The 25,985-nt window shown below is 37.5% G+C and carries 25 protein-coding genes; 15 read left to right on the top strand and 10 right to left on the bottom strand.

Features of this window, described 5'->3' with window-relative positions:
• Positions 1–64: 64 nt before the first annotated feature.
• Positions 65–433, top strand: coding sequence for an H-type lectin domain-containing protein (locus NTX65_08185; GenBank protein MCX6169303.1), 369 nt, complete (start codon positions 65–67; stop codon positions 431–433).
• Between the two features lie 48 nt (positions 434–481).
• The gene (locus NTX65_08180; GenBank protein MCX6169302.1) at positions 482–1,342 is read left to right on the top strand and encodes a hypothetical protein; all 861 of its coding nucleotides are present in this window, start codon (positions 482–484) and stop codon (positions 1,340–1,342) included.
• 57 nt (positions 1,343–1,399) lie between these two features.
• Here the strand turns inward: NTX65_08180 and NTX65_08175 are convergent, their stop codons facing one another.
• The gene (locus NTX65_08175; GenBank protein MCX6169301.1) at positions 1,400–1,819 is read right to left on the bottom strand and encodes a hypothetical protein; all 420 of its coding nucleotides are present in this window, start codon (positions 1,817–1,819) and stop codon (positions 1,400–1,402) included.
• A 154-nt stretch (positions 1,820–1,973) separates the two neighbouring features.
• Here NTX65_08175 and priA point away from each other — a divergent pair, with 154 nt between their 5' ends.
• Both priA and NTX65_08165 read left to right on the top strand, forming a co-directional pair.
• Positions 1,974–4,436, top strand: a complete 2,463-nt coding sequence (gene priA, locus NTX65_08170) for a primosomal protein N' (protein MCX6169300.1) — start codon at positions 1,974–1,976, stop codon at positions 4,434–4,436.
• 133 nt (positions 4,437–4,569) lie between these two features.
• A complete protein-coding gene (locus NTX65_08165) occupies positions 4,570–5,178 on the top strand; it encodes a pseudouridine synthase (protein ID MCX6169299.1) in 609 nt (202 codons plus the stop codon).
• Positions 5,179–5,181: 3 nt separating this feature from the next.
• Here NTX65_08165 and NTX65_08160 read toward each other — a convergent pair whose 3' ends face one another.
• The 6 genes from NTX65_08160 to NTX65_08135 all read right to left on the bottom strand — a co-directional run bounded on the left by NTX65_08160 (position 5,182) and on the right by NTX65_08135 (position 8,132).
• The gene (locus NTX65_08160) at positions 5,182–6,012 is read right to left on the bottom strand and encodes a YIP1 family protein (GenBank protein ID MCX6169298.1); all 831 of its coding nucleotides are present in this window, start codon (positions 6,010–6,012) and stop codon (positions 5,182–5,184) included.
• Between the two features lie 160 nt (positions 6,013–6,172).
• Positions 6,173–6,577 (bottom strand): hypothetical protein, encoded by a 405-nt coding sequence (locus tag NTX65_08155; protein MCX6169297.1) that lies wholly within the window; start codon positions 6,575–6,577, stop codon positions 6,173–6,175.
• The gene (locus NTX65_08150; GenBank protein ID MCX6169296.1) at positions 6,574–6,774 is read right to left on the bottom strand and encodes a helix-turn-helix transcriptional regulator; all 201 of its coding nucleotides are present in this window, start codon (positions 6,772–6,774) and stop codon (positions 6,574–6,576) included. Before NTX65_08150 ends, NTX65_08155 begins: the two co-directional genes overlap by 4 nt.
• Positions 6,771–7,157 carry a hypothetical protein gene (locus NTX65_08145; protein MCX6169295.1) on the bottom strand — a complete coding sequence of 129 codons (387 nt, stop codon included), beginning with the start codon at positions 7,155–7,157 and terminating at the stop codon, positions 6,771–6,773. Before NTX65_08145 ends, NTX65_08150 begins: the two co-directional genes overlap by 4 nt.
• A 30-nt stretch (positions 7,158–7,187) precedes the next feature.
• The gene (locus tag NTX65_08140; GenBank protein ID MCX6169294.1) at positions 7,188–7,583 is read right to left on the bottom strand and encodes a hypothetical protein; all 396 of its coding nucleotides are present in this window, start codon (positions 7,581–7,583) and stop codon (positions 7,188–7,190) included.
• 123 nt (positions 7,584–7,706) lie between these two features.
• Entirely contained in the window at positions 7,707–8,132 is a 426-nt protein-coding gene (locus tag NTX65_08135) for a hypothetical protein (protein ID MCX6169293.1), read from the bottom strand.
• 208 nt (positions 8,133–8,340) lie between these two features.
• Here NTX65_08135 and NTX65_08130 point away from each other — a divergent pair, with 208 nt between their 5' ends.
• The 5 genes from NTX65_08130 to NTX65_08110 all read left to right on the top strand — a co-directional run bounded on the left by NTX65_08130 (position 8,341) and on the right by NTX65_08110 (position 12,847).
• Positions 8,341–9,711, top strand: a complete 1,371-nt coding sequence (locus NTX65_08130) for a tryptophanase (GenBank protein ID MCX6169292.1) — start codon at positions 8,341–8,343, stop codon at positions 9,709–9,711.
• A 72-nt stretch (positions 9,712–9,783) separates the two neighbouring features.
• Entirely contained in the window at positions 9,784–10,599 is an 816-nt protein-coding gene (locus NTX65_08125; protein MCX6169291.1) for a DUF4905 domain-containing protein, read from the top strand.
• A 13-nt stretch (positions 10,600–10,612) separates the two neighbouring features.
• Positions 10,613–11,182, top strand: coding sequence for an AmmeMemoRadiSam system protein A (gene amrA / locus NTX65_08120; GenBank protein ID MCX6169290.1), 570 nt, complete (start codon positions 10,613–10,615; stop codon positions 11,180–11,182).
• Entirely contained in the window at positions 11,179–11,997 is an 819-nt protein-coding gene (amrB, locus tag NTX65_08115) for an AmmeMemoRadiSam system protein B (protein MCX6169289.1), read from the top strand. Before amrA ends, amrB begins: the two co-directional genes overlap by 4 nt.
• Positions 11,998–12,205: 208 nt before the next feature.
• Positions 12,206–12,847 (top strand): hypothetical protein, encoded by a 642-nt coding sequence (locus NTX65_08110; GenBank protein ID MCX6169288.1) that lies wholly within the window; start codon positions 12,206–12,208, stop codon positions 12,845–12,847.
• A 36-nt stretch (positions 12,848–12,883) separates the two neighbouring features.
• Here the strand turns inward: NTX65_08110 and NTX65_08105 are convergent, their stop codons facing one another.
• Entirely contained in the window at positions 12,884–13,960 is a 1,077-nt protein-coding gene (locus NTX65_08105) for a prolyl oligopeptidase family serine peptidase (GenBank protein MCX6169287.1), read from the bottom strand.
• A gap of 121 nt (positions 13,961–14,081) precedes the next feature.
• On the opposite strand from NTX65_08105, the gene thrA reads away from it, so the two are divergent.
• Genes thrA through thrC form a run of 4 tightly spaced genes read left to right on the top strand, consistent with a single transcriptional unit; the run spans position 14,082 to position 19,837 of the window.
• Positions 14,082–16,538, top strand: a complete 2,457-nt coding sequence (gene thrA / locus NTX65_08100; protein ID MCX6169286.1) for a bifunctional aspartate kinase/homoserine dehydrogenase I — start codon at positions 14,082–14,084, stop codon at positions 16,536–16,538.
• Positions 16,539–16,541: 3 nt separating this feature from the next.
• A complete protein-coding gene (gene asd / locus NTX65_08095) occupies positions 16,542–17,600 on the top strand; it encodes an aspartate-semialdehyde dehydrogenase (protein ID MCX6169285.1) in 1,059 nt (352 codons plus the stop codon).
• A complete protein-coding gene (locus NTX65_08090; protein MCX6169284.1) occupies positions 17,597–18,532 on the top strand; it encodes a homoserine kinase in 936 nt (311 codons plus the stop codon). Before asd ends, NTX65_08090 begins: the two co-directional genes overlap by 4 nt.
• Complete coding sequence (thrC, locus tag NTX65_08085; protein ID MCX6169283.1) at positions 18,533–19,837, top strand: threonine synthase; 1,305 nt, start codon at positions 18,533–18,535, stop codon at positions 19,835–19,837.
• 27 nt (positions 19,838–19,864) lie between these two features.
• On the opposite strand, the gene NTX65_08080 is transcribed toward thrC, so the two are convergent.
• Positions 19,865–20,851 (bottom strand): aldo/keto reductase, encoded by a 987-nt coding sequence (locus NTX65_08080; GenBank protein ID MCX6169282.1) that lies wholly within the window; start codon positions 20,849–20,851, stop codon positions 19,865–19,867.
• A gap of 191 nt (positions 20,852–21,042) precedes the next feature.
• Here NTX65_08080 and NTX65_08075 point away from each other — a divergent pair, with 191 nt between their 5' ends.
• Positions 21,043–24,150 carry a hypothetical protein gene (locus tag NTX65_08075; GenBank protein MCX6169281.1) on the top strand — a complete coding sequence of 1,036 codons (3,108 nt, stop codon included), beginning with the start codon at positions 21,043–21,045 and terminating at the stop codon, positions 24,148–24,150.
• A gap of 43 nt (positions 24,151–24,193) precedes the next feature.
• The gene (locus tag NTX65_08070) at positions 24,194–25,045 is read left to right on the top strand and encodes an alpha/beta hydrolase (GenBank protein ID MCX6169280.1); all 852 of its coding nucleotides are present in this window, start codon (positions 24,194–24,196) and stop codon (positions 25,043–25,045) included.
• Position 25,046: 1 nt separating this feature from the next.
• On the opposite strand, the gene NTX65_08065 is transcribed toward NTX65_08070, so the two are convergent.
• Positions 25,047–25,937: a hypothetical protein gene (locus tag NTX65_08065; GenBank protein ID MCX6169279.1), complete on the bottom strand. Its 891-nt coding sequence runs from the start codon at positions 25,935–25,937 to the stop codon at positions 25,047–25,049.
• Positions 25,938–25,985 lie beyond the last annotated feature (48 nt).

The following is a 25,985-nucleotide window of genomic DNA, read 5'->3' as shown; positions in this document are numbered from 1 at the left end:
AAGCACCAAACAAAATAAATCTAAACTCTTGATTAATTCATTTCAAACAAGAAGGAGAAGTGTAATGAGAAAATTATCTTTTGTTTTAGCGCTTTCCATCATGCTATTATTAACAGCGGCAACTTCAAACGGACAAATGAAAGTTCAAACAGGTGTTTGGAACGCTGATAAAACTATTTCGAATTATACACTTGCTGCCGGCGGCGAAATGGAAAGAACCTTACTGCTTAATGTTACCTTCCCAAAGCCTTTCACTGTAAAGCCGGAAATTAGTTTTAGCATAACCCGGTTCGATGCAGATACAAATATCAATACTCGTTACGATGTAAAAGTTTCTTCTGCGCATAAAGCCGGATTTACGCTGGAAATAAAAACATGGGGCGGAACAAAAATTAATTTAATCGGCGGAACCTGGATGGCTATTGGAGAGTAAGATATTTGTTTTATAAATCGGTTGAACCAAATATGACGAGAGTTGAACGTGGGAACAATTAGCAAAACCAAAACTATTATTTTCCTATTCCCGGCACTTTTTTTAATCATTATTATTCTTGGAGGCTGCAGCGCCGGTGTGCAAATGAACAGCTCCCGGTCTGAAAAAGAAATTAAGATTGACGGGGATCCTTCAGAATGGAGTAAAGAAATTGAGCCAATAAAAGACAAGAAATTTTCTCTCGGTTTCAAGAACGATGATAAATTTTTATACCTCTGTTTGACTACTAATGACCGCTCTAAGCTCCTGCTAATGGCAAGAGGCGGATTTATTATTTGGTTCGTACCGGAAAGCGGCGACAAAAATGAATTTGGAATTCGTTATCCAATGGCATTAGATCAATCTGAAGAACCGCCTGTTCCGGAAATGAATAGAGAAGGAATGCAGGGCGAGAAGCAGGGCGATTTGCTTGCGAAGATGATCAACAAAATGATTTTGGAGCAGAACGAATTTCAGATAGTTGATAAAGAAAAATTCCCGCTAACCGCTTTCCCGATCCTGAGCAATGAAGGAATTGAAGTTAAATTGGGATATCATTCAAATCAATTTGTTTATGAATTAAAGATACCGCTGCAAAAGAATTCACAATTTCCATTTGCTGTTGAAACTCTTCCGGGAGGAAAAGTAAAAATTAAATTTGAAACGGAAGAATTTAAGTTTGAAAATACGCGCGGCAATAGAAACATGTCGGAAGGAGAAACCAGGCAGCCAAGGGGCGGTGCCGGTGGAAGACGCGGCGGAAGCGGTGGAAATGCAGGAATGAGACAGGGTATGGGCGGCATTGGTAATTCTTTTGAACCGATTGATTACACAGTTGAATTGAAATTGAGTGAGTCTATAAAAAAATAAAATTTTTAGTTGTTAATAAGATGTAATTAAAATGGGCTTGAACTGACAAGCCCTTTTTTATTTAGATAATTCAAAGAAACTCCATAGATACGCTTTCCTTCCCGTAAGTTCATCCTTAACAAAAAAAGTGATTTTGTAATTGCCCAATTTAAAAGTTGAATCAAGTTTAATTTGAGTCTCGATCGGGAGATCAATTAATTTTTCTGCGGAAGTTTTATCAATATTGCCGGACGAAATTTTTCTAAACAGTTTTCCATCGGGTGTTTCCAAGTCTGCAACGTACGAAAGTTTTGCCGTGAACTTATCGCCGCTTTCATCCTGTTCAAATCCCTTAGCGCGGACAGTTGCATTTAATTCCCAGCCGGAATCCATTGAATAAGCAAAAGATTCCGCGCTGAAGAGTTCCAAGTCTTCTCTTTTATTCGAACAAGCTGTCAATAAAATAGAAACTGTAAAAAGTAAAATTATTTTTTTCATTATTTACTCAGATATTTCTCAATAATAATTTTTTACAAACCATAATAAAATTAATCCAATCCCCATTCTTATGCAATGTAACACTGCTTTCTTTATATTAACAAAGTCATTAGAGTTAAGCTAATGGCTAATTACTAACAGCTATAAGCTAAACATGTATTGTCAAGTTGTTTTTCCGTTACCATTCAGAAATACGTTCACTTATTCCATTCCGGATGAACTGATTGATTCGGTCAAAATCGGTGTGCGCGTAGTTGCACCATTTGGCAAACGTGTATTAACCGGTTTTGTTGTAGGCACTTCCGATTCAACCGATATAAAAGAAAAAATAAAACCAATAAATGATGTACTTGATGCCAGCCCAATTTTTGATAAAATGGCGCTGAAATTTTACGAATGGATTTCCGATTACTATTTGAGCTCGCTTGGCGAGGCATTGCGTAATTCCGTTCCTTACGGAACCGAAATTGAGTCTAAGCGAAGAGTTGTAAGTGATAAAGAATTTTGCCTCAAACTTTTAAATCAGGAGAGAAAAAAAACTTCCCTGCGCGCAAAACTTTTAACCTCGCTTTCACGAAAAGAAGTTCATAGTATCTCTCAATTGCAGAAAGAAGTAAAAAACAAAAACATCTATTCATCGCTTCGCTCTTTTGAAAAGATCGGCGCAATTTCAGTGCTGGATGAGATTACGTCTGCAAAAGTTAAGGTGAAGAAGGTGAAATTTGTTAAGCTTGCCAAATCACCTGATGAAATTTATGAATTGATGCCCGAGATCGAAAAGAAATCGCCTAAACAAGTTGTTCTTCTTCTTGAACTTCTTTCTGCGAAAGAACCGGTTTCATTGAGTGAGCTTTTAAAGAAAACAAAATCAGCTTCATCAACTGTAAGTAGTTTGGAGAAGAAAAATGTTTTAGAAATTTTTGATAAAGAAGTGGAGCGCACTTATTCCGATTCTTATAAAGAAGAAACAAAAACTTTTGAGTTAACAGATCCGCAAAAAAAGATTGTAGAACAGGTGGGGCAAACTATAGATAAAAACCTTTTTGAGACATTCCTTCTTCATGGTGTCACCGGGAGCGGTAAGACACAAGTTTATATAGAGCTCGCAAAAAAAGTTGTTGAGAATGGAAAGAGTGTTATAGTTCTCGTTCCGGAAATTTCCCTAACTCCTCAAATCACTTCACGGTTCTTTAATTACTTCGGTGACGGCACAGCGGTTCTTCACAGCAGGATGTCTTTGGGTGAAAGGTACGATTCGTGGCGTGGAATTATTGCAGGCAGATCTAAAGTTGTGATCGGTCCACGTTCGGCTTTGTTTGCGCCGCTTCAAAATATCGGATTGATTGTTGTGGATGAGGAACATGACGCCAGCTACAAACAGCAGGAGATTGTACCAAAATATAATGCACGCGATGCGGCAATAATTTTAGCAAAGTTTAATAACTGTCCGGTACTTCTTGGCTCAGCAACACCATCGGTCGAGAGTATGTTTAACGCGCTCAGCGGGAAATACAATCTACTTGAACTCAATGAACGAGTTGATAACGCAAAACTTCCGAAAATAAAACTTGTTGATATTACAATTGAAAAGAAAAAGAAACGGATGGAAAGCATTTTCTCGCGTGAATTGCTGGATGAAATCGGCATTCATTTGAAGAAAAAAGAAAGTGTTATAATACTTCAAAACCGGAGAGGATTTGCTACACAGGTCTTCTGCAATGATTGCGGTGAAGTTATTACATGTCCGGATTGTTCCGTTCCGATGGTTCATCATCTTAACAAAAATATTTTACAGTGTCACTATTGCGGGATTGTTAAACCCGTTCCAAAGGCATGCCCTACTTGCGGTTCGCTTAGTCTTAAATTTTTTGGAACCGGCACTCAGCGCGTTGAGGATGAACTTGATTTTTATTTTCCAAATGCAAAGATAGAACGGATTGATTCCGATTCGATAAACAAAAAAGGAAAGCTTGGCGAAATTCTCAATAGTTTTAGAAAAGGGGAGATTGATATTCTGGTTGGAACGCAGATGGTTTCAAAAGGTTTAGATTTTGCGAATGTAACTTTGGTTGGAGTTATTGCTGCAGAAACTTCTTTGTGGATTCCCGACTTCCGAGCCGATGAAAGAACATTTCAACTTCTCACACAAGTTTCCGGTCGCTCCGGCAGAAGTGAGAAAGAGGGGGAAGTGATCATTCAGACACAGAACCAAAAACATTTTGTTCTTCAAAAAGTTTTATTGAATGATTACAAGGGATTTTATGAAAAAGAAATTACTCTGCGCGAACAAGGCGAGTATCCCCCGTTTATACGGCTCGGCCTGATTGAATTGAAAGATGAAAAAGAAGAACGTGTGCGCTCTGCGGCTAAAGATTTTTTTGAATATCTGAGAAAACATGAAAAAGGGTTGAAGATTACTCCGCCTACAGAAGCCATCATTTACAAATTAAAAGGAAGCTACCGGTTTCAGATTCTAATTAAAAGTCTTAGAAAATTTGATCCTTCCGGAAAATTTTTACGCAACGCAATTATGAATGCATTTATCGAATTCAACCAGAAATCGCGCTACCGTGATGTTAAATTGATAATTGATATCGATCCGCAATCAATAATTTAACCAATTGTCATTCTGATCCCGCACAGCGGGAGAAGAATCTCAAAGCATCGTACATGAAGAGATTCTTTCGTCGTCTACACTTCGGCTACGCTCAGTGTGACTCCTCAGAATGACAATCTTGAGTAATTGCTAAATGAAACAAACAAACAAAAAATATTTTATTCTGAACAAACCTTACGGCGTGTTATCACAATTCACCGATAAAGAAAACCGGCTTACACTTTCTTCTTTTCATAATTTTCCTACGGATGTGTATCCTGTTGGGCGGCTTGATATGGATAGCGAAGGGCTTCTAATTATTACGAATGATAAACAGTTAACAGACTTTCTTCTAAATCCGGAAAACAAACACGAGCGTGAATATTTTGTTCAGGTAGAAGGAATTCCTTCGGAGAATGATTTACAAAAACTCCGAGTCGGAATTGTTTTAAAAGATGGTTTAACACTTCCAGTCAAAGCTAAAATTATTGATAAACCGGATTTCCCTGCCAGAGTTCCTCCGGTCCGCAAGCGAAAAAAGATTCCAACAAGCTGGTTTAGTTTATCGTTGATTGAAGGACGCAATAGGCAAGTTAGAAGAATGACGGCAGCGATTGGATTTCCAACATTGCGCTTAGTACGTGTTAGAATTAAAAATCTTTTACTTGGTGATCTTGGTGCCGGAACTGTGAGAGAACTTACGAGCTCTGAAATCGAAAAACTTAAAAAATATCCTCCTCCGGAGAGGAGGATAAAAATTTAATAATTAACCAGCAAAACCCGCAAGGAACGGAACAGCTTTTGCGACGAAATGGAAGAGTAAGCCAAATATTATCCATATTGCGAAAACCGTAATAATATATTTCTGTGTATCTCCCGATTTATTCATTTTAGCCAAACCGATACCGAAGACAACATAAAACCAGATAGAAAAAACATCTAACTTGCCTAACAAAAATCCCGTCATAGTTGTTTTATCCGAGCCGACAAAATCAGCCACACTAACGCCCGTTATAAATTTGTTCATTGCCAATGCGGCAATTGTCATTACGATTACTGAGATTGCAGCAATATAATAAGGAAGACCATATGCAACCATTGCATCTTTATACGTACCTGTACCCTTAAGTCCAAATTTTGTTACCAGCATATAAAAACCGGCAACGACAAAAAATACTATAAATACAAAGATTGGCGTGCCAATAATTAAGCCTACAGTTTGAATTGTACCGGTACTCTCCATCGCCTCTTCCATAGTGTTTAACCGCTCATCTGCTTGTGCGCGTGTCATCTGACCTTTAGCAACTGACTCGTCTAGGTTTTTTTGAACTGCGGCAATTTGTTTATCTCTCATCTCGCGTTTAATTTCTGGATTAGTTCTCATCACAAGTTGACTTAGAATAATCATAACAATTAAAACCAGAACCGGAATTACCCAATCAGAAGTTTTAGGAGGAAACTTTGCCGTCTTGGCGAATGTCGTACCGGGCTCCGAGAAAACGCCGACTAGTTTGTCTGTGTGGCTTAATTCAAATTCTTCATGCTCATTTTCCACAGAGGACATTTTTGGAGCTTCTTGGTTTTGCATTTCTTCCATTTAATTTCTCCTCGTTTAGTTGAATGTAATGATAGGTGTTTGCCGAACGCAATTTAGTAAAAAATTTTAATGAAAATGAACTACAATAATTTTTTTCTGAATATTGTATTGGCAAAATAGCGAATGGAGTTGAAATCATTAATTTTCTAATGGAAGATCATTATTGTCTTTCCTCAATTCCTGCCAGTATTAATCCGGTAACTGAGTGAGCAATTAAAAATAGCGGCAGTAGAAATCTTCCCCATAGTTCTTTCAGCGGAAGACCCCAAAAGCCAAAATTGATTTCCTGCAGATAAAAAAGAATTACAAGCATAGTTACAAAAGAAAATGAGGCGCTGTTTCCTGTTTTTGTGAAAATCATCATTTCGCGTTCATCAAGCTTGTATTCTTTTAAAGATTTTATAAATACGAAATAATAGACAGCCCAGCCTGTTGCAATATAGATCAAACTTCCTATCCAGTGTTTATTCAACGGCGGCTCATCAAACCAAAGAACGAGTGCAAATAAAAAGGTAGTAAAGAGCCCAAAGTTAAGTTCTTCTTTAAAAATTTTATTTAATTTCATTTTTCATCCTCCAGAAAGAAAATTTCTTCCACCCTCTTATTAAATACTTTTGCAATCTTTAATGCAAGCGGTAAGCTAGGGTCGTACTTCTCCCGCTCAATTGCGTTAATTGTCTGGCGGGATACATCAAGCTTCTTGGCTAAATCCTCTTGAGAGAGTCTGTGTTCGGCTCTCAATATGTGGAGTATGTTTTTCATTGGTATTTTCGTTTTACAAACACGGTAATAACGATTTGAATAATTGCAACGCAACAGAGATACATTCCAATGCCATCACTAGCATCTAATCTCACGTGGAAACTTTTGAGTAGACTAATAAGAAAAATAAAAATGAAGAATTGTGAGTATTGCGTATAAGCAAGAATTTCCAATTTAATTGTTTTAGATAACTCATCTCCTCCAAAAAACTGAGGAATAATTTTTATCCCTCCAACAGCAAAGCATATAATAACAATACCGAAGAGAATCAGCTTGATTGATGTGGGCAAATTATCTTTGGGATAAATTAATGATGCAAGGGCAAAGACATATAGAATGATTGCAAATGGCGACATTTTAAATTTATTAGGTGCGCTATTCATTTATTTCCTCTTATGTACTAAAATTTGTTTTCATTTATACTTTCTCTTAACAAAAAAGGAAATGATAATCTGAAGTATACTTGTTCCAAATAATACAATGATAAGAACTTGCATCGGCTCCAATTTGAAATGATAAGCTATTTGCAGTAATGCAAAAAGACTAAGGAAAGTTAAAAATGCAATATGAGTGTAAGAAAAAATTTCTAACTGAATTGTTTTTTGAAGTTCATCGCTAATTAGCACCGTTTTATGGCGAACAATCCCTATTACAAGAATAATTAATCCGCCTAAAATCACCGTTATATTATTTATTACTCTGAAATTATTGTAATCTTTAGCCACCACAAGGAAGATTAAAGCAGTGGCTATTAAAATGAAGGAAAAGATAATCATCCAAATAATAAACCAAGATTTTTTATGTTTCATTAACATAAATACTCCGCAACAATTTTATTTTCATTGGTATTTTCTTTGAACAATGTATTTGCAGCAAGGCCAAATCCTCTTGACATAGTCTGTGTGCCGTGCTCAGTATGTGGCGTATTTTTTTCACTGATACTTCTCTTTAACATATTCTGCTCCGAGCAGATAAGAAACAATTCCTACAACGGTAAGAATTACCAAAATGTAATTCAGCATCTTAGGAGCAAAATTCACAAAAACAAAGATTAAGATGAAAAGGAAAACTAATGATGTGGTAAATGCGATGTTCAAAGATTCTAAATGAATCTTAAGTTTCAATTCATCACCACGTAGAATCTGGAAATGATAACCGAGAGTGCAGTAGATAAATCCGATCGATCCAAAGAGAGATGAAAATATTAGCGTAATACGATGAACATAATCCGGTAATCGGAGAAACTGTTCGGTTGGCAACATCGCAAGAATAAACAATGGTAAGAAAAGAACAATTGGTGATAATATCAAAATTTGTGTCTTAAAAGGAAACGAGAAATTCTTCAAAACATTTTTCATTTTTACCTCCCTTTATTTTGATCTTTTTAACAAATCCAAAATATAGCATCCTTTACTAAAAGTCAAGCATGCTTTACACGCAAACTCATTCATTTTTTCCCTCTGAATCCGGATTCTTTTAAAAAAGCTCGAAAAGTCTCTGCCGAGAAGTTGTTAAGAATTCGTAATTTTACTCAAAGAAAAATTATTCATCCTTTACTGAGGTGTTATGAAAACAATTATTGAGCCGTTCAAAATCAAATCGGTTGAACCGATCAGATTTACAACTAAAGAAGAACGAAAGAAAATTTTGGAAGAGTCGGGATACAATCCATTTCTAATCCGTGCCGATGATGTTTTGATTGATTTGCTGACCGATAGCGGAACATCTGCAATGAGTTCAGATCAATGGGCGGGAATTATGCGCGGTGATGAAAGTTATGCCGGCGCAAAAAGTTTTTATGTCTTTGAAGCGGCAGTTAAAAAAATAACCGGCGATAAATTTATCATTCCAACTCATCAAGGAAGAGCAGCTGAGAAAATAATCTTTTCGATTCTCGGCGGACCGGGAAAATATTTTGCAAGCAACACATTTTTCGATACTACACGCGCCAATATTGAATTTACCGGAGCTGAAGCGGTTGACTTACTTGTTGAAATCGGAAAACATCCGGAACAGCGCGCACCATTCAAAGGAAATATGGATATTGAAGCGCTCGAAGTGTTCATCAAAAAAACCGGTAAAGAAAATATTCCCCTCATTGTATTAACGGTAACGAATAATTCCGGCGGCGGTCAGCCGGTTTCGATGCAGAATATCCGTGAAGTAAAAGCTGTTTGTAATAAATATGGCTTGCCTTTGTTCCTGGACGCGTGCCGTTTTGCGGAGAATGCATATTTCATAAAACTACGTGAAAAAGGTTACGAGAATAAATCTGTCCTGGAAATTTGTCAGGAAATGTTTTCATACGCCGATGGTTCTACTATGAGCGCCAAAAAAGATGCGCTTGTAAATATTGGCGGATGGCTTTCGCTTAACGATGATAAACTCGCTTTGAAATGCCGCAATCTCTTAATTGTGACGGAAGGGTTTCCAACTTACGGCGGATTAGCCGGACGAGATCTTGAAGCGATTGCACAAGGTCTGGAAGAAATTGTAGACGAACATTATTTGCAATATCGAATTCGAAGCACAGAATATCTTGGTGAAAAAATGTTAGCTGCCGGAATTCCTATTATCGAACCGCCCGGAGGACATGCAATTTATATTGATGCAAAAAGATTTCTGCCAAAGATTCCGTCCGAACAATATCCCGGTCAATCAATTGTTTGTGAAATGTACATTGAAGGGGGTATAAGAGCTGTGGAGATTGGTTCTGTAATGTTTGGCAAATATGATGAAAAGGGAAAATTGATTCCAGCGATGATGGAACTTGTACGCCTTGCAATCCCGCGGCGAGTTTACACACAAAGCCACATTGATTATGTTGCCGAAGTTATGATCGAGGTATTTAAGAATAGAGATAAAATGAAAGGTTATACCATCACATACGAAGCGCCTATGCTTAGACATTTCACAGCAAAATTTAAACCGATTTAATTCAGTACAACTTAGCGGAGAAGAATCTCTAACATTTGGGATTCTTCTCTTCGCTCAAAATAAAAAATGAAAATGAAAAAACATTTCTCGTATAAATCACCCCGGCAAATATGGAGAATTCTTATTTCCGACAGCGATAAATTGATTCTCGAGACGCGGGACACAAACACAAAAGAAGTTTACCTTCACTGTTACGATTTAGAAAGCGGCAGAATAATTTTTTCAGATCTTCAACTAGAAGAGAAATTCTGGCTTGGCATTGAAGCAGTCTACAAAGACATTATCTTATTCCACAAATTTCCGAAACCTGATTTACCGGGGCATAAGCAGATTATCGCTTTTGATATTGCATCACAGAAAATTTTGTGGACTAACAGCGATTTATCTTTTCTATTTGTTGAAGACAATTTGGTTTATGGTTTCCAGCAAGGATTTGAAGAGCGTTATTTCTTTTCTCTCGATTATTTAAATGGCGAGTTGATTAAAGATTTTGGTAATGATTATAAAACAATTAACGATCTTCGTAGAAAAGCTGAAGACGAAAAAGATTGGAGTAATTATATTTATCCTAAAATTATTAATAAAGACGAAGATGATCCAAGAATTCTCGGGGCTATAAATACTCAAACCAAGAATCTTGCTATTGAAGGAGAAGTGGAGTATAATTTCCGCAGTGATCTTCTCTTTTTTAATTTTCATTCTAAAGTTTTTGAGGGAAGTTACATTAATAAATTTTTAGCAATGAATTTAAACGATGAACAAATTATTCTTAATGAAGTTCTAAATGCAAACGCTTCGGCGCTCTTTACAGATTCATTCTTCGTGTACAAAAATTTTCTTTTTCTGCTTCGTGAAAAAAATGAAGTTTTAGTCTTTGAAATAGATTAAGAGTAAGTATAAAATGGAACCGACTTTAGAAGAGAAAAAAATTCTTCTTGATACTGCCCGAACCGCCATCAAATCTTTCTTCTCCGGTGAAAAAATAACTCAACCCGATTACGACAAACACCCAATCTTTAAATCACACGCAGGCGCTTTCGTAACATTAACGGATCATGGACACCTTAGGGGATGTATAGGATATATAACATCAGACCAGCCATTATTTGAAACCGTATGTGAAGCAGCCGTTCAAGCATCTCAACACGATCCGCGATTTTCACCAGTAAGAAATTCCGAAATACAAAATCTCGCATTGGAAATTTCAATCCTTTCGGAACCGTTTCCATTAAATAGTTATGAAGAAGTTAAAATAGGGAAACACGGATTGATACTTGAAGAAAAAGGAAGACGCGGGCTTTTACTTCCGCAAGTTCCGATTGAACATAATCTGAATCGAGAACAATTCCTAGATGCAATCTGCCGAAAGACAGGATTTCAAGAAGGTTACTGGAAAACAAAACAACTTAAACTGAGCGGTTTTACAGCAACTGTTTTTTCCGATTCATCTATTGGTGAAGAATCAAAATGAAAAAAGTACGTGAGCCAGCTGTTGCAGGTATGTTTTATCCGTCGTCTGCAAACAAATTGAAAGATGAAATTCAATTTCTACTTGATACTTATAAATCCGAAGAAAAATTTGAAAATGTTTTTGGAATAGTTTCCCCTCATGCGGGTTATGCTTATTCCGGAAGATCTGCAGCAATTGCATTTAATACTATAGCAGGTAAAAAATATAAAACTGTTGTTATAATCTCCCCATCTCACCGGGAATACTTTCCGGGGATTTCTATTTTCAGCGGCGATGCTTATAAAACTCCTTTAGGTGAAGTCGCAATCAATAAAGAGATGGTTTTGAAATTAACAGCTGCTGATAAATTTATTTTTGAAGGATTGAACGGGCACCGTACAGAACACGCTGTTGAAGTTCAGCTGCCATTTCTGCAAACAGTTTTAAAAGATTTTTTAATTGTACCGATTGTAATGGGGGACCAAGGTAAAATGTTTATTGATGGACTTGCACAAAAACTTGCCGAAGTTGTTGATGATGAAACATTGATTATTGCGAGTTCGGATCTTTCTCACTTTTATTCAAAAGCCGAAGCCAACAGACTCGATTCAATTGTCGAAAATCATATTGCTAATTTTGATTATGAAGGTTTGCAAAAAGATTTGGAGACCGGAAATTGTCAAGCATGCGGCGGTGGCGGTATAGTTGCAATGATGAAAACAGCGGATTTAATCAATAGAAGAAAATCTAAAGTTCTCTCTCGCACAGATTCCGGCGATATAACAGGCGATGATTCCGAGGTGGTCGGTTATTTGAGCGCGGTAGTTTATGGATAATCGTAAAGCCTGCCTCTGATTTTGTAATTCCATCTAAAATATAAATAGTATTATAAATTCCGGATCTAAAATCAGCATACTGTAAAATGAATTTTTGCATTGTTAATTTCTTTATTCAAGGGTACTTTTAATTCACCTGGATTCTTGATAAACCTTATGCATTAAACTTTTGTCAAATTGTTGTAAAATAAAAAGAAGGAGTTTAGCAATGAGTGGAAAATTTAAAATATTGCTGCTCTATTCTACAATTGTCTTATTCTCAGCTATTCTATTTGCCGGTTGTTCTTCTTCCAGACTTATTGATTCCTGGAAAGACCAAACATATAAACGCGGCACAATGAAAAATGTTTTGGTCTTGGCGATAAACAATAATAAGCTTAAGAAAAGAATTTGGGAAGATTCATACGTAGAAGCTTTACGAGCAAAAGGGATAAAAGCCACACCATCATACAATTATTATCCAAATGATGTGCCGCAAGAGAAGGATATACCCAATCTTTTTAAAGATAATTATGATGGAATAGTTCTCATTCAAAAAGTGAATGAAGAGAGTAAAAAATATCGCGTTCCGGGACGACTTTATTATATGCCGCTTAATTACGGTTTTGGATTTAGAAGATGGTACGGAATGGGCTATAGTGTAATAAGAACGCCGGGATATATAGAAAGGGAAACAATAACTCAAATAGAAACAACTCTCTGGGAACCAACCGAAGATGGGAAAATGATCTGGTCGGCAATTACAGAATCGGTGAATCCAAGTTCACCTAAAATTTTCAGTAAAGAAGTTTCGGAACTCGTAATTCCTAAAATGATTAGGGATCGAATTATTGTTCCAAGGCGGAGATAGAATTTCGGGGCAGAAATTTTCTGCCCCGAATTATAATCAACGGTAACCTGCTTTTTCTAAGTCCTTAATTGTCTTAAAAGGAAACGGTGGATTTAGATACTCACCTATAAATTTATAGATCTTCATTCGAATTTCTTTAGCAAGTTTTGTATCAATGCGGTCAAAACTATGTCCGCCGGGCGCTTCTTTAAAAATTTCATAATCGAATTTTTTACCGGCAGCTTTTAATGCCTCAATTAAATGTTCGACTTCAAGAACATATACGTCATCATCAATTGTGTTCGTGTGAATAAGAAGAGGAGTTTTTAATTTCTCAACATAATTAACCGGTGATCTTCTTCTGTATTCATTCACGTCTTGATTTACCGTTTTACCGATATGAAATTTAGCTGAGAATTCATCTTCGTACGATTTGCCGTGAGAACCTAAACGAATAATCAGATCGCTTACAGGAACACCGGCGAATGCCACTTTGTAGTCGTCCGGATGCTGAAAGATATCCATCAATGCAATTAATCCGCCGTGGCTCCATCCTGTAATACCAACACGATTTTTATCAACAATGTCATAGTTCTCAATCATCCATGCTCGTGCTGCATTATTATCGTCAACTTCCAATCCGCCATAATCAATTTTTTCATAAAAACTTTGACCGTATCCGGTACTGCCGCGGTATTCCGGAGCTACAACAATATAGCCTTGAGCCATCATTTCGCGTATGATGTGCGTATGATATGTTGTGAAGTCTGCATGAACTCCGCCGTGAGGAAGTACAATAAGCGGATATTTTTTGCTTCGATCGATCTTGGTTGGAATAAAAACATAAGCCCAAAATTTTAGAGGATTATTTGCGCCCATAGCAGTCGGATTTGGAATTCTTGCCGGAGGCGGACCGACTATAAAAACTTTTTCTATATTGGCAACATCTCCAACTTTGTTGTACCATTGAATATCATCAATTGCTTTTGCCAGCTGATCGAGACGGTGATCGAGTGATTCAAATTTCTTTTCGATTAATTCATTTGCCGATTTCTCATTTTCTTGTGCCGGAATCTGAATTGCGAATATGACAAGAAATAAAAATGTGCAAATGATAAATTTTACGGATTTCATAAATCATTCCTGTTTTGGTTTTATTGACAACTGAAATTACAGAGTAAAACTTTTCTCTTCCAATATTTTTTTAGTATCATATGAATATAAAATCCAATATTTATTAAAAGCCGGTAAAATAATGCGAGTATTAAAATTTGGTGGTTCATCAATCGGGACTCCGGAAAGAATTAAGAGTGTCATCGAGATTCTGAGCGAATATCAGCAAAAGAAGATTCGCTTTGCAGTCGTGTTTTCTGCCTTCCAAGGAATAACGGACAGTCTTATTTCCATTAGTCAGAAAGCGGTAAACCGTGATGACTTCTACATAAATGATCTAGATCAGATAAAGGATATTCATTTCAAGGCAATTGATTTTCTTATCCCGGCGCAGAACAGCAGTGAACTTAAATCAAAACTTACTTCTCTTTTTGATGAGCTTGATGAAATCCTTCGCGGAATATTTTTAGTTAAAGAACTCACTTTACGCACATTAGATTTTGTAATGAGTTTTGGTGAACAACTTTCCTGTACCATAATTGATGGAGCATTGAATGCGCGTGAAATAGATTCAGAATTTTTAGATAGTAGATTAATAATTAAAACGGATGATAACTTCGGCAACGCAAGAATAAATTTTGATTTGACAGAAAAAAATATCGCAGATCATTTTGCGAAGCATAAAAAAGTTCAGGTAGTAACCGGATTTATCGGTTCGACTGATAACAATGAGACTACAACGATTGGACGCGGCGGATCGGATTACACCGCTTCCATTTTAGGAGCCGCTTTGAATGCAGAGGAAATTGAAATTTGGACCGATGTTAACGGGATTTTAACCGCGGATCCGCGCAAGGTCAACGATTCATATTCTCTTAATTCCGTTACATACGAAGAGGCTATGGAAATGTCACACTTCGGTGCAAAGGTTATTCATCCGCCAACAATGAAACCGGCTCTGATTAAAAAAATACCAATTAGAATTAAGAACACTTTCAATCCGGCATTCAAAGGAACCGTAATAACAGAGAGCGAACCGGAAAGCAGTTTCAGCGTAAAAGGAATTTCTTCGATAGACGATATCACTCTTTTAAGAATTACCGGAAGCGGAATGGTCGGCGTTGTTGGAATTGCCTCAAGAATTTTTAGCGCGCTCGCGAAAGCGAACATCAATGTTATATTGATTACACAAGCATCATCCGAACATAGTGTCTGTTTCGCAGTTTTGCCGCAGCAAGGAAAGCAATCCAAAAATTTAATCGAAGAAGAGTTCAAATGGGAAATACGTGACGGGATGATTGATGAAGTGATTGTCGAAGCTGATATGTCGATCATCGCAGTTGTCGGTGAAAACATGCGGCACACTCCCGGAATTTCCGGAAAAGTATTCCAAGCGCTCGGCAAAAACGGAATAAACATAATCGCAATCGCACAAGGTTCTTCAGAATTAAATATTTCTTTGGTGATATCAAAAACCGATTTGAAGAAAGCGCTGAATGTTTTACATAATTCATTGTTCTTATCAAAACGGAAAATTTTGAATTTATTTCTGGTTGGACCGGGATTGGTTGGCAGCGCACTGCTTCGTCTTTTGGTGGACCGCAATGTTTACGTTTCTGATCGGCTTAGGACAAAAATAAATGTAACAGGGCTGATGAACAGGAAGAAAATGTTTTTTGACGAATCCGGGATTGAATTTAATTACTGGGAAACATTGCTTGGCAACTCCGAAGAAGAATCTGATATTGAAAAATTTATTGAACGGATGAAAGAGCTGAATCTTCCCAATTCAATACTTGTTGATTGCACGGCAAACGACAGCGTTGTAAAAAATTATTTGCAAATATTAAACGCAAGCATTTCGATTGTAACGCCGAACAAAATTGCTAATACACAAAGTTATGATAAGTATCTGTTATTACGAGAAGCCGCCTCTAAGAAAAATGTTCAGTTCAGATACGGAACAAATGTTGGGTCTGCGCTCCCGGTTATAAGCACATTAAAAGATATTATCGCAAACGGCGATGAAGTTGTGAAGATAGAAGGGATATTTTCCGGAACGCTTAGTTTTATTTTTAATACACTGAAAGAGAAAGACAGCTTTAGCGACGTTGTAAAACTTGCTAAAGAGAAAGGTTATACCGAACCGGATCCGCGTGATGATTTAAGCGGGCTGGATATGTCAAGAAAACTTTTAATTCTGATCCGCGAATCCGGAGTTCCGTTCGAACTAAAAGATATTGAAATTGAAAAACTAATTTCTCAAGAATCGGAAAATGCAAAAAGCATTGAAGACTTTTTTGAACTGTTGAAAAAAGATGACGAACGGATTATTCAGAAAAAGAAAAACGCTGCTGAGAAAAATTGTGTATTGAGTTACATTGCCAGATATGAAAATGGAAAAGCAAGATTGGCAATTGAAGAGATCGAGAAGAATCATCCGTTTTCCAATCTAACCAACAGTGAGAATATTGTTGCATTCACCACAAAAAATTATTGGAAAAATCCCCTTGTAATCCGCGGGCAAGGCGCCGGTGCGGATTTCACTGCAGTAGGAATCCTTTCGGACATTTTAAGAATATCAAATTATTTGAGTTAAGAAATGAGCGAGATGAAAAAAATAAATGTTGCAATTCTTGGTGCAACCGGCAGTGTGGGTCAAAAATTTATTGAGTTGCTTTGTAATCATCCGTGGTTCGAGATTTCCGAGCTCGCCGCTTCCGATAAATCCGCCGGGAAAAAATACGGCGATGCTGTTAACTGGGTGATGCAAACGCCATTGAAAAAAGATATTGCTGAAATGGAAGTTAAAAAATGTGTACCCACACTGAAATCGAAAATTGTTTTTTCTGCTCTCGATGCTTCGGTTGCCGGAACTATCGAAGAGGATTTTGCGAAAGCAGGGTATGTTGTAATTTCGAACGCGCGCAATCACCGTTTTGATGATGATGTACCTCTAATTGTGCCGGAGATAAATCCGGATCATCTCGAACTTGTAAGAACACAAAAATTTGGAAACGGTATTATAATAACAAATCCCAATTGCTCGACCATCGGCTTGGTAATGGCGTTGAAACCGCTCGATGATAAGTTCGGGATCGAATCCGTGAACGTAGTAACGATGCAAGCTATTTCCGGCGGCGGATATCCAGGTGTTCCAAGTATGGATATAATTGATAATGTGATTCCATTTATCAGCGGTGAAGAAGAAAAAATGGAAAAGGAACCGAAGAAAATTCTTGGTTTACTAAAAGAAAATAAATTTGAATACTCAAAGATGATTGTTAGCGCGCAATGCAATCGAGTTGGGGTAATTGACGGTCATACTGAGTGTGTTCAGATAAAGCTGAAAAAGAAAATTTCAAAAGAAGAAATTCTTAACGCATGGAATAATTATTCCGGCGAACCTCAGAAACTTAATTTACCTTTCGCGCCAGAGAAACCATTAATTTATTTGGATGATGAAAAATTTCCTCAGCCAAAGCTTCACAGAAATTTAGGAAACGGGATGTCCGTTTCCATCGGCAAACTGCGCGAATGTCCTTTATTCGATTACAAATTTGTAGTTCTTTCTCACAATACAGTTAGAGGCGCTGCAGGCGGAACTATTCTGATTGCAGAATTAATGAAAGCAAAGGGCTACCTGGATAAATATTTATGAATTCAAAAAGTATAAAAGTAGTTGTGCCTGCAACAGTTTCAAACGTCGGTCCCGGATTCGACATTATGGGTTTCGCTATTAATACTCCCGTTGAAGAAATGATAGTAAGACTAACAGACAAACCTGGAATTAAAATTTTAAAAATCACCGGTGATAAAAGCGGAATACCTTTCGATATAAAAAAAAATACGGCAACTGTAGCATTAAAAAATATGCTTTCGAAATTGCGGATTAATATTGGAGTAGAAATTGAAATCCGAAAAAAGATTATTTCCGGCAGTGGACTCGGATCGAGTGCGGCAAGTGCTGTAGCCGCTCCATTTGCTTTGAATGAATTGCTTGACAGACCATTTACAAAATATGAATTATTGCAATTTGCTTTGCTCGGTGAAAAAGTTGCCGCCGGAAGCATTCATGCAGATAATGTTGCGCCCTGCCTGTTTGGCGGATTCATTCTAATACGCGGTTACAACCCGACAGATATAATTGAATTGTCCTCTCCTAAAAAATTATTTTGTACAATCCTTCATCCTCAATTTGAAATAAAAACATCCGAGGCAAGAAAGCTTATCAAAAAAAATCTGCCTATGAAAGATGTAATAACTCAAACAGGCAATGCAGCGGGATTAATTGCCGGTTTGTTGAAGAGCGATTATGATCTGATTAAACGATCTATGAATGATCTAATTGCCGAACCTGCGCGCGCAAAATTGATTCCCGGTTTTTATGAAATAAAAGAAGCTGCTTTAAATTCCGGATCGATCGGCTGCAGCATATCCGGATCGGGACCGGCAATGTTCGCTTTCAGTACATCAAAAGAAAATGCAGAAAAAATCGGAATTGCAATGAAGAGAGTTTCTTCAAAATATGTGAAGAAAAATATTGTCTATAATTCTGCGATCAATAAAATCGGTCCGAGAGTGATTGGCTAAATGAATTATTACAGTACACGCTCTAAAAATAATTTTGTGAGTTTTAAAACTGCCGTAATGGAAGGTCTGGCAAAAGACGGCGGTTTGTTTATGCCGGAATCAATTGCAGCCATGCCGTCATCAATGGTGAAAGAGATTGAAAAATATTCCTTACAAGAGATTGGTTATGAAGTTTCAAAAAATTTTATCGGCAGAGAGATTAATGATCAAAAGTTATTAACCATAATTGAAAACGCAATTAATTTTCCCGCTCCCTTGATTGAATTATCAGAACAATTATCTGTATTGGAATTATTTCACGGACCGACTTTGGCATTCAAAGATTTTGGCGCGCGTTTTATGGCAAAGACTATGGAGTATTTTGCCCAAGATTTGAACAAAGAATTTAATATACTTGTAGCAACTTCGGGAGATACAGGCAGCGCAGTTGCACATGGATTCTACGAAGTTGAAGGAATTAATGTTTTCATCCTTTATCCAAAAGGGAAAGTAAGTTTAATTCAAGAGAAACAATTAACAACTCTTGATAAAAACATTACCGCCATTGAGGTAAACGGAACGTTTGATGATTGCCAGCGTCTAGTGAAAGACGCTTTTGTAGATGACGAACTCAAAGCTAAATTAAATATTAGTTCTGCAAATTCAATTAATATCGCGCGGTTGATTCCGCAAACTTTCTACTTTATAAATGCATATCGTCAGATAAAAGATAAAACCAAACCTGTTGTAATCTCTGTCCCTTCGGGTAACTTGGGGAATATTACAGCCGGATTATTCGCCAAGAAAATGGGAATTCCAATTACTAAATTTATCGGCGCCACGAATCGAAATGATGTTTTCACAGAATTCATTGACACTCGCAAATTTAATCCGCGCAGTTCTGTTCACACGATCTCAAATGCGATGGATGTCGGCAATCCAAGTAATCTTGAAAGAATTATTGATTTGTATAATGATGATCATGTTGAGATGGAGAAAGATATTTCATCTTCCAGCTGGTCTGATGAAGAAACGAGAAAAGGAATCAAAGAAGTTTTTGAAAAATATAATTATGTAATGGATCCTCATGGCGCTGTTGGTTACCAAGCGATAAAACAATTTATATCTTCATATGATGCCGGAATTGTGAATGGTATTGTTGTAGAAACAGCTCACCCGGCAAAATTCAAGGATGTTGTTGAAGATGTTATTCAAACAGAAATTGCCATGCCGGACCGGCTTGCAGATTGTCTCACGAAAGAAAAAAAGTCAATTCAAATTGGGAAAGAATATTCAGAACTGAAGAATCTTCTTCTTAGTAATTAACCAAACATTCTTTCTCTTAAATCAAAATTATCGGTTCACAGAATTCATCATCGCTTCAGGATATCTAAGCCCGCTTGCGGCACCTTTCGGAAAGCCCATTTCAATTTGCGCAAGCTCATCCTTTGTTAAAATTATTTCCGTTGCGGCAACATTTTCTTCAATATGTTTTAGTTTAGTTGTTCCGGGAATTGGAACTATGTTATCGCTCTGAGCAATTACCCAAGTTAATGCTAACTGTCCGGGAAGAACTCCTTTTATTTTTGCAAGCTCTTCAACTTTTTTAACAAGTTCTATATTCTTTTGGAAATTATCTCCTTGAAATCTTGGAGAGAATTTTCTGTAATCGTCTTCTTCAAAGTCTTCAAATTTTTTGAATCGTCCTGTTAAGAATCCTCTACCTAGAGGACTGTAAGCAACGAATGTAATTCCAAGTTCTTTTGTAAGTGTTAAAATTTCATCCTCAGGGTCTCGTGTCCAAAGAGAATATTCGGACTGAAGTGCGGTAACTTGATGGACTTGATTTGCTCTTCTAATAGTTTTCGGTCCGGCTTCTGAAAGTCCGATATATTTTATTTTTCCTTCTTTAACTAGCTCTGCCATTGCACCGACTGTTTCTTCGATTGGTACTGTTGGATCAACTCTGTGCTGATAATAAAGATCTATGCAGTCTACACCAAGACGTTTCAAAGATGCTTCACAAGAAGATTTAACATATTCAGGCCGTCCATTAATGCCGCGAACATTCGGATCGTTTGTGCGGAAAATTCCAAATTTAGTAGCAAGAATAAATTTCTCTCTTTTTCCTTTGATCGCTTTGTTAAGAAGTTCTTCATTTTTGTACGGACCATACATATCCGAAGTATCCAAGAAATTTATTCCGAGCTCAAGAGCATAGTGAATAGTTGCAATCGATTCAGTCTCGTCTGCATTTCCGTAAAATTCAGACATTCCCATGCAGCCTAATCCAATTGTCGAAACCAATGGACCATTTATGCCCAGTTTCCTCTGTTTCATTTAAGCCTCGATATTGTTTCCACAGACTGAAACTTAGAGAAAAAGTGAAATAATCGGAAATTAAAATCTTTATAAAAATTTAATGAAGAAGAAATAAATAAAGTTCACTCTGCTAATGAGAAAAAAGTTGAAATCACAGCTTATTTCAGATAAATTCTTTCTCAGAATTATAACAGAGAAGGAAAAACAGAATGAAACGTTTTTCAAAAATTGTTTCGATTATTTTTCTCTTTTTAACAACAAACATTTTTGCTCAAACAATTGATACAACATTTTTCAACGGACTAAATTACCGCGGCATTGGTCCTTACCGTGGCGGAAGATCTTGTGCGGTTACAGGAGTTCCATCTAATACATCGCTTTTTTATTTCGGTTCAACGGGTGGCGGAGTATGGAAAAGTGAAAATGCCGGAACGACTTGGAAAAATATATCCGACAATTATTTCGGCGGCTCCATAGGTGCAATAGCTGTCAGTTCATGGGACCCGAATGTAATTTACGCAGGCACGGGCGAAGAAACAGTAAGGGGAAATGTTAACAGCGGAAACGGAATATGGAAAAGTGAAGATGCCGGTAAAACGTGGAAGCATATTGGGCTTGAAGATTCACGTCATATAACAAGAATTGTGATCGACCCGAAAAATTCTGATTTAGTTCTGGTATCTTGCCTAGGTCATCTTTACGGACCGAATTCAATGCGCGGAATATACCGTACAAAAGACGGCGGTAAAAATTGGGAAAAAGTTCTATTCGTAAATAATGAAGTCGGTGCGATTGATCTTACGATGGATCCGACAAACTCAAGAATTTTGTTCGCATCAACTTGGCGAGTTAAACGTACTCCTTACAGTTTGGAAAGCGGCGGCGAAGGTTCCGGTTTGTGGAAATCAATTGACGGCGGAACGACTTGGAAAAATATTTCCAGCAGCAAAGGATTACCTAAAGGAACTTTGGGAATTATAGGAGTTACCGTTTCAAAAGCAGATCCTCATAGAATTTATGCTCTTATAGAAGCCGAGGAAGGCGGTTTATTCCGCTCCGATGACGGCGGTGAAAATTGGATCAAGGTAAATGAAGATAGAAATCTCCGCCAGCGTGCGTGGTATTACACAAGAATTTATTCAGATCCAAAAGACAAAGTTTACATACTTAATGTAGGTTTCTGGCGTTCAAAAGATGGAGGGAAAAGTTTTGAAGGAATTGGAACTCCCCATGGTGATCATCACGATCTCTGGATTAATCCTGATAACCCAGACAACATGATTATTGGGGACGACGGCGGCGCTCAAATTTCTCTTGACGGTACAAAGAGCTGGAGTTCTATGTATAATCAACCGACGGCTCAGTTTTACAGAGTTACTACTGACAATCATTTCCCTTACCGAATTTATGGTGCGCAGCAGGATAATAGTACTGTTAGAATTTCTCATCGTACAGAAGGCGGAAGTATTGGCGACCGTGATTGGGAAGAAACAGCCGGCGCGGAAAGCGGCTGGCTCGCAGTTGATCCTAAGAACAATGATGTTGTTTACGGCGGAAATTATGCCGGATTAATAGAGATGATAAATCATCATACTAATGAACGGCATACTGTTGATGTCTGGCCCGATTTACCAATGGGACATGGTGCTAAAGATTGGAAATACCGCTTCCAATGGAATTTCCCTTTGCTCTTTTCAATTCATGATCCGAATACATTTTATGCCGCGGGAAATGTTTTGTTTAAAACAACGAACGGCGGAGAAAAATGGGAAGCGATCAGCGGCGACCTTACACGTAACGATACGACTAAATTAATTTCTTCAGGAGGACCGATTACCAAAGACAATACCGGAGTTGAGTACTACTGCACAATTTTTACTCTTGCGGAAAGTCCTTTGAAAGCCGGAATAATTTGGACTGGTTCCGATGACGGTTTAATAAATCTAACAACCGATGGTGGAAAGAATTGGAAAAATGTAACTCCGCCAAAAGAATTATTACCGGAATGGGCGCAAATAAACAGCATTGAGGCAAATCCTTTTAATGAGGGCGGGCTTTATGTTGCTGCCACAAGATACAAGTCCGATGATTACAAACCTTACTTACTCAAGACAAACGATTTTGGAAAAACATGGAAGAAAATTGTAAATGGAATTGAAGAAGAACATTTTACGCGCGTTGTTCGTGCCGATACAAAACGGCAAGGATTGTTATTCGCCGGAACCGAAGAAGGAATGTATATATCATTTAATGACGGCGACAACTGGCAATCATTCCAGCAGAATCTTCCAATCGTTCCAATAACAGATCTTGCAATAAAAAATGAAGACTTGATAGTTGCAACACAAGGGAGATCATTCTGGATAATTGACGATATCACTCCGCTCCGATTATTAAATGCAGATGTGATGAAGAAAAATTATTATTTGTATCAGCCGCGGGAAACTTACCGGATCAGCGGCAGCGGCCGGGGCGATGGAATTACATCCGGGAAAAATTTGCAAAGCGGAGTTATTCTAAATTATTATTTCAAAGAGATGCCGGATAGTAATGCCGTCGAATTAAAAATTTCAGACAACACCGGAATAGTTATTAAGTCATTCAAACCAAAGACAAAAGAACGCGGCGAACAGCTTCCTATTAAAAAAGGACTGCAGAGATTTATCTGGAACATGCGTTACCCTGACGCAGAAAAATTTGATGGAATGATTCTTTGGGGTGGCGGCGGGATGACCGGACCGAAGGCAATTCCGGGAGAATACAAAGCAACTTTAATTTACGGCAAAGACAGCACAACGGTTCCATTTGTGATTGTAAAAGATCCGCGTTCCTCTTCTACGCAGGAAGAATTGAAAGCCCAGTTCGATTTTGTTTTAACAACATGTGAAAAATTAACAGAAACTCATAAAGCGATTAAAACGATAAGAAACATTCGTAAACAGATTAACGGTGTAAATGATAGGATAAAGAACCGGAAAGATGCCGATGAGATTAAAAAAGTTGGCGAAGAGATAAATAAAAAAATAACTGCAATAGAAGAAACATTATACCAGACAAAAAATAAAAGCTCTCAGGATCCGTTGAATTTCCCGGTTCGATTGAACGATAAACTTTCTTCGCTGAATGGTTCGGTGGAGAGCGGGGATTTCAAACCAACCGAGCAATCGTACAAAGTGAAAAATGAATTAGTCGAGAAAATAGATGCCGAACTGAAAAAACTAAATGAGGTGGTTGAAATTGATATTCCGAAATTCAATGAAATTGTTAACAAGGTTAAAGTTCCGGCGGTAATATTACAGGAAGAAAAAAATAATTAACCAATAGAAAAAAAATATAGGTGATACGATGAAAGGTTTTAATATGAAAAACAAAATCATGTTTACATTATTTATGATCATTCTGGTTGCTTTTTTTAGTTCCGATAATTATTCGCAGCAGCAGAATGTTCTTTCCAAGGATGGAGTAAAGATAAGTTTCTTTGCTGAAGGCAAAGAGGAACCTGCGCTTATATTTGTTCATGGCTGGAGCTGTGATAAAACTTACTGGGAGAATCAGGTAAATGAATTTTCACCAAAGTATAAAGTTGTTACTATCGATCTTGCAGGGCACGGTGAATCCGGAACAAACAGAATAAATTATACAATGGAATTATTCGGCGAAGATGTTGCCGCTGTAGTTAATGAACTTGGTTTGAAAAAAGTTATTTTGATCGGTCATTCGATGAGCGGTGCGGTTGTAATTGAAGCTGCACGTATTTTAAAAAATAAAGTTGTTGGTCTGGTCGGAGCTGATACTTTTCAGAATCTTGGTGAAACTATGACTGCTGATCAGATCGAACCATTCTTGAAACCGTTCAAAGAGAATTTCAGCGCGCACACAAAAGAATTTGTAAAATCAATGTTTCCGCCGAGCGCTGACCCCGATCTTGTAAAAAAGGTTTCTGATGACATGGCTTCCGCACCGCCGGAAGTAGCAATTAGTGCGATGGAAAATATGTTTAAAGACAACGCGATCGAAGCTTTAAAAGAAATTAATGTTCCGATAATCGGAATCAATTGCGACCGCTACCCGGTTCATGAAGAAGAAAACCGCAAATTTGTAAAATCATATGAATTAAAAATGATGAAAGGAATTGGTCATTTTGTAATGCTTGAAGATCCGGCACAATTCAACCGGCTCCTTAGTGAAGCAGTTGCGGAGTTAACAAAATAATTTAGTGATCTTTTTTTTCTTTTCCGGTGCCGGTATCACGCTCGAGAATTGAGGGAATTACGATTGATTTATGTCTGCTGGCAAGCTTTTCTGCCTTTTCCCTTTCTGCAGAAACAGATTTTAAAGCTTTAAGGTATGCGTAATCATAATTTTCTTTTTGAGCCATAAATTTACGCTCAACTAATTCACTCGTTATGGAAAATTCTGTCTCCTCGCATGAAATATCTCCGTCAATCCAAATTTCATTTTTAGGAATGAAATTGTACGCAAGATCATTGCCGCTTAATCCGAAATCCGGAAAAACATCCCGGCGTACATTTGATCCGTCAACGATCCAAATATTAATTCCATCTTCGGTTCTAATATATTTTCGGTAAACCTTAATCAACGAGATTGAATCCGGCAAATCCGATAACTGTTTTAGACCGTCACAATCAGTTGGTGATACGCGACCAATTTTTTTTTCATGTTCATCTGCCTTGAGTTGATCTCTATGACGTATTCGGTGTTCGAGAACAAGCGATGAATCGTGCGCTTCCTCGTAACTCATTCCATAACGCGCCATCAGATTTCTTTCATTGAGTTCGTGGGCCAGTGTGTATTCAAATTCTTCAACAGAGATGGCGTGGTCAATCCAAATTTCATTTTTGGGAATAAACGGATAGCGCTCCTCATTTCCGCCGTATAAAAATTCGGGATAAATTTCTCTACGTATAATTAATCCATCAACAATCCAGATTTTTTTTCCATCGCGTTCTACAAGCGGGACACGGTAAACCCCTTTGATATATCGCGGTTTCTTTTCATGAGTAGAATCTGTCCTGTATTCACCAAAGCAAAAAGACGATATTGATAACAACAAAACGACGATAGTGAATGTTCTATTTAACATATTATTTCCGGTCATTTCTTGCCTCAATAATTGTTTGCCTTATTTAAT

The sequence above is a fragment of the Ignavibacteriales bacterium genome, assembly GCA_026390795.1.
Lineage (GTDB): Bacteria > Bacteroidota > Ignavibacteria > Ignavibacteriales > Melioribacteraceae > Fen-1258.
Note: the sequence above shows the minus strand (reverse complement) of the source record. Positions and strands in the feature narration are given on the sequence as shown.

Excerpts from the sequence above, each read along its gene's own strand:
- NTX65_08185 (MCX6169303.1), top strand. The coding sequence starts at position 65 with ATGAGAAAATTATCTTTTGTTTTAGCGCTTTCCATCATGCTATTATTA.
- NTX65_08175 (MCX6169301.1), bottom strand. The coding sequence starts at position 1,819 with ATGAAAAAAATAATTTTACTTTTTACAGTTTCTATTTTATTGACAGCT.
- priA (MCX6169300.1), top strand. The coding sequence starts at position 1,974 with ATGTATTGTCAAGTTGTTTTTCCGTTACCATTCAGAAATACGTTCACT.
- NTX65_08165 (MCX6169299.1), top strand. The coding sequence starts at position 4,570 with ATGAAACAAACAAACAAAAAATATTTTATTCTGAACAAACCTTACGGC.
- NTX65_08160 (MCX6169298.1), bottom strand. The coding sequence starts at position 6,012 with ATGGAAGAAATGCAAAACCAAGAAGCTCCAAAAATGTCCTCTGTGGAA.
- NTX65_08155 (MCX6169297.1), bottom strand. The coding sequence starts at position 6,577 with ATGAAATTAAATAAAATTTTTAAAGAAGAACTTAACTTTGGGCTCTTT.
- NTX65_08150 (MCX6169296.1), bottom strand. The coding sequence starts at position 6,774 with ATGAAAAACATACTCCACATATTGAGAGCCGAACACAGACTCTCTCAA.
- NTX65_08145 (MCX6169295.1), bottom strand. The coding sequence starts at position 7,157 with ATGAATAGCGCACCTAATAAATTTAAAATGTCGCCATTTGCAATCATT.
- NTX65_08140 (MCX6169294.1), bottom strand. The coding sequence starts at position 7,583 with ATGAAACATAAAAAATCTTGGTTTATTATTTGGATGATTATCTTTTCC.
- NTX65_08135 (MCX6169293.1), bottom strand. The coding sequence starts at position 8,132 with ATGAAAAATGTTTTGAAGAATTTCTCGTTTCCTTTTAAGACACAAATT.
- NTX65_08130 (MCX6169292.1), top strand. The coding sequence starts at position 8,341 with ATGAAAACAATTATTGAGCCGTTCAAAATCAAATCGGTTGAACCGATC.
- NTX65_08125 (MCX6169291.1), top strand. The coding sequence starts at position 9,784 with ATGAAAAAACATTTCTCGTATAAATCACCCCGGCAAATATGGAGAATT.
- amrA (MCX6169290.1), top strand. The coding sequence starts at position 10,613 with ATGGAACCGACTTTAGAAGAGAAAAAAATTCTTCTTGATACTGCCCGA.
- amrB (MCX6169289.1), top strand. The coding sequence starts at position 11,179 with ATGAAAAAAGTACGTGAGCCAGCTGTTGCAGGTATGTTTTATCCGTCG.
- NTX65_08110 (MCX6169288.1), top strand. The coding sequence starts at position 12,206 with ATGAGTGGAAAATTTAAAATATTGCTGCTCTATTCTACAATTGTCTTA.
- NTX65_08105 (MCX6169287.1), bottom strand. The coding sequence starts at position 13,960 with ATGAAATCCGTAAAATTTATCATTTGCACATTTTTATTTCTTGTCATA.
- thrA (MCX6169286.1), top strand. The coding sequence starts at position 14,082 with ATGCGAGTATTAAAATTTGGTGGTTCATCAATCGGGACTCCGGAAAGA.
- asd (MCX6169285.1), top strand. The coding sequence starts at position 16,542 with ATGAGCGAGATGAAAAAAATAAATGTTGCAATTCTTGGTGCAACCGGC.
- NTX65_08090 (MCX6169284.1), top strand. The coding sequence starts at position 17,597 with ATGAATTCAAAAAGTATAAAAGTAGTTGTGCCTGCAACAGTTTCAAAC.
- thrC (MCX6169283.1), top strand. The coding sequence starts at position 18,533 with ATGAATTATTACAGTACACGCTCTAAAAATAATTTTGTGAGTTTTAAA.
- NTX65_08080 (MCX6169282.1), bottom strand. The coding sequence starts at position 20,851 with ATGAAACAGAGGAAACTGGGCATAAATGGTCCATTGGTTTCGACAATT.
- NTX65_08075 (MCX6169281.1), top strand. The coding sequence starts at position 21,043 with ATGAAACGTTTTTCAAAAATTGTTTCGATTATTTTTCTCTTTTTAACA.
- NTX65_08070 (MCX6169280.1), top strand. The coding sequence starts at position 24,194 with ATGAAAAACAAAATCATGTTTACATTATTTATGATCATTCTGGTTGCT.
- NTX65_08065 (MCX6169279.1), bottom strand. The coding sequence starts at position 25,937 with ATGTTAAATAGAACATTCACTATCGTCGTTTTGTTGTTATCAATATCG.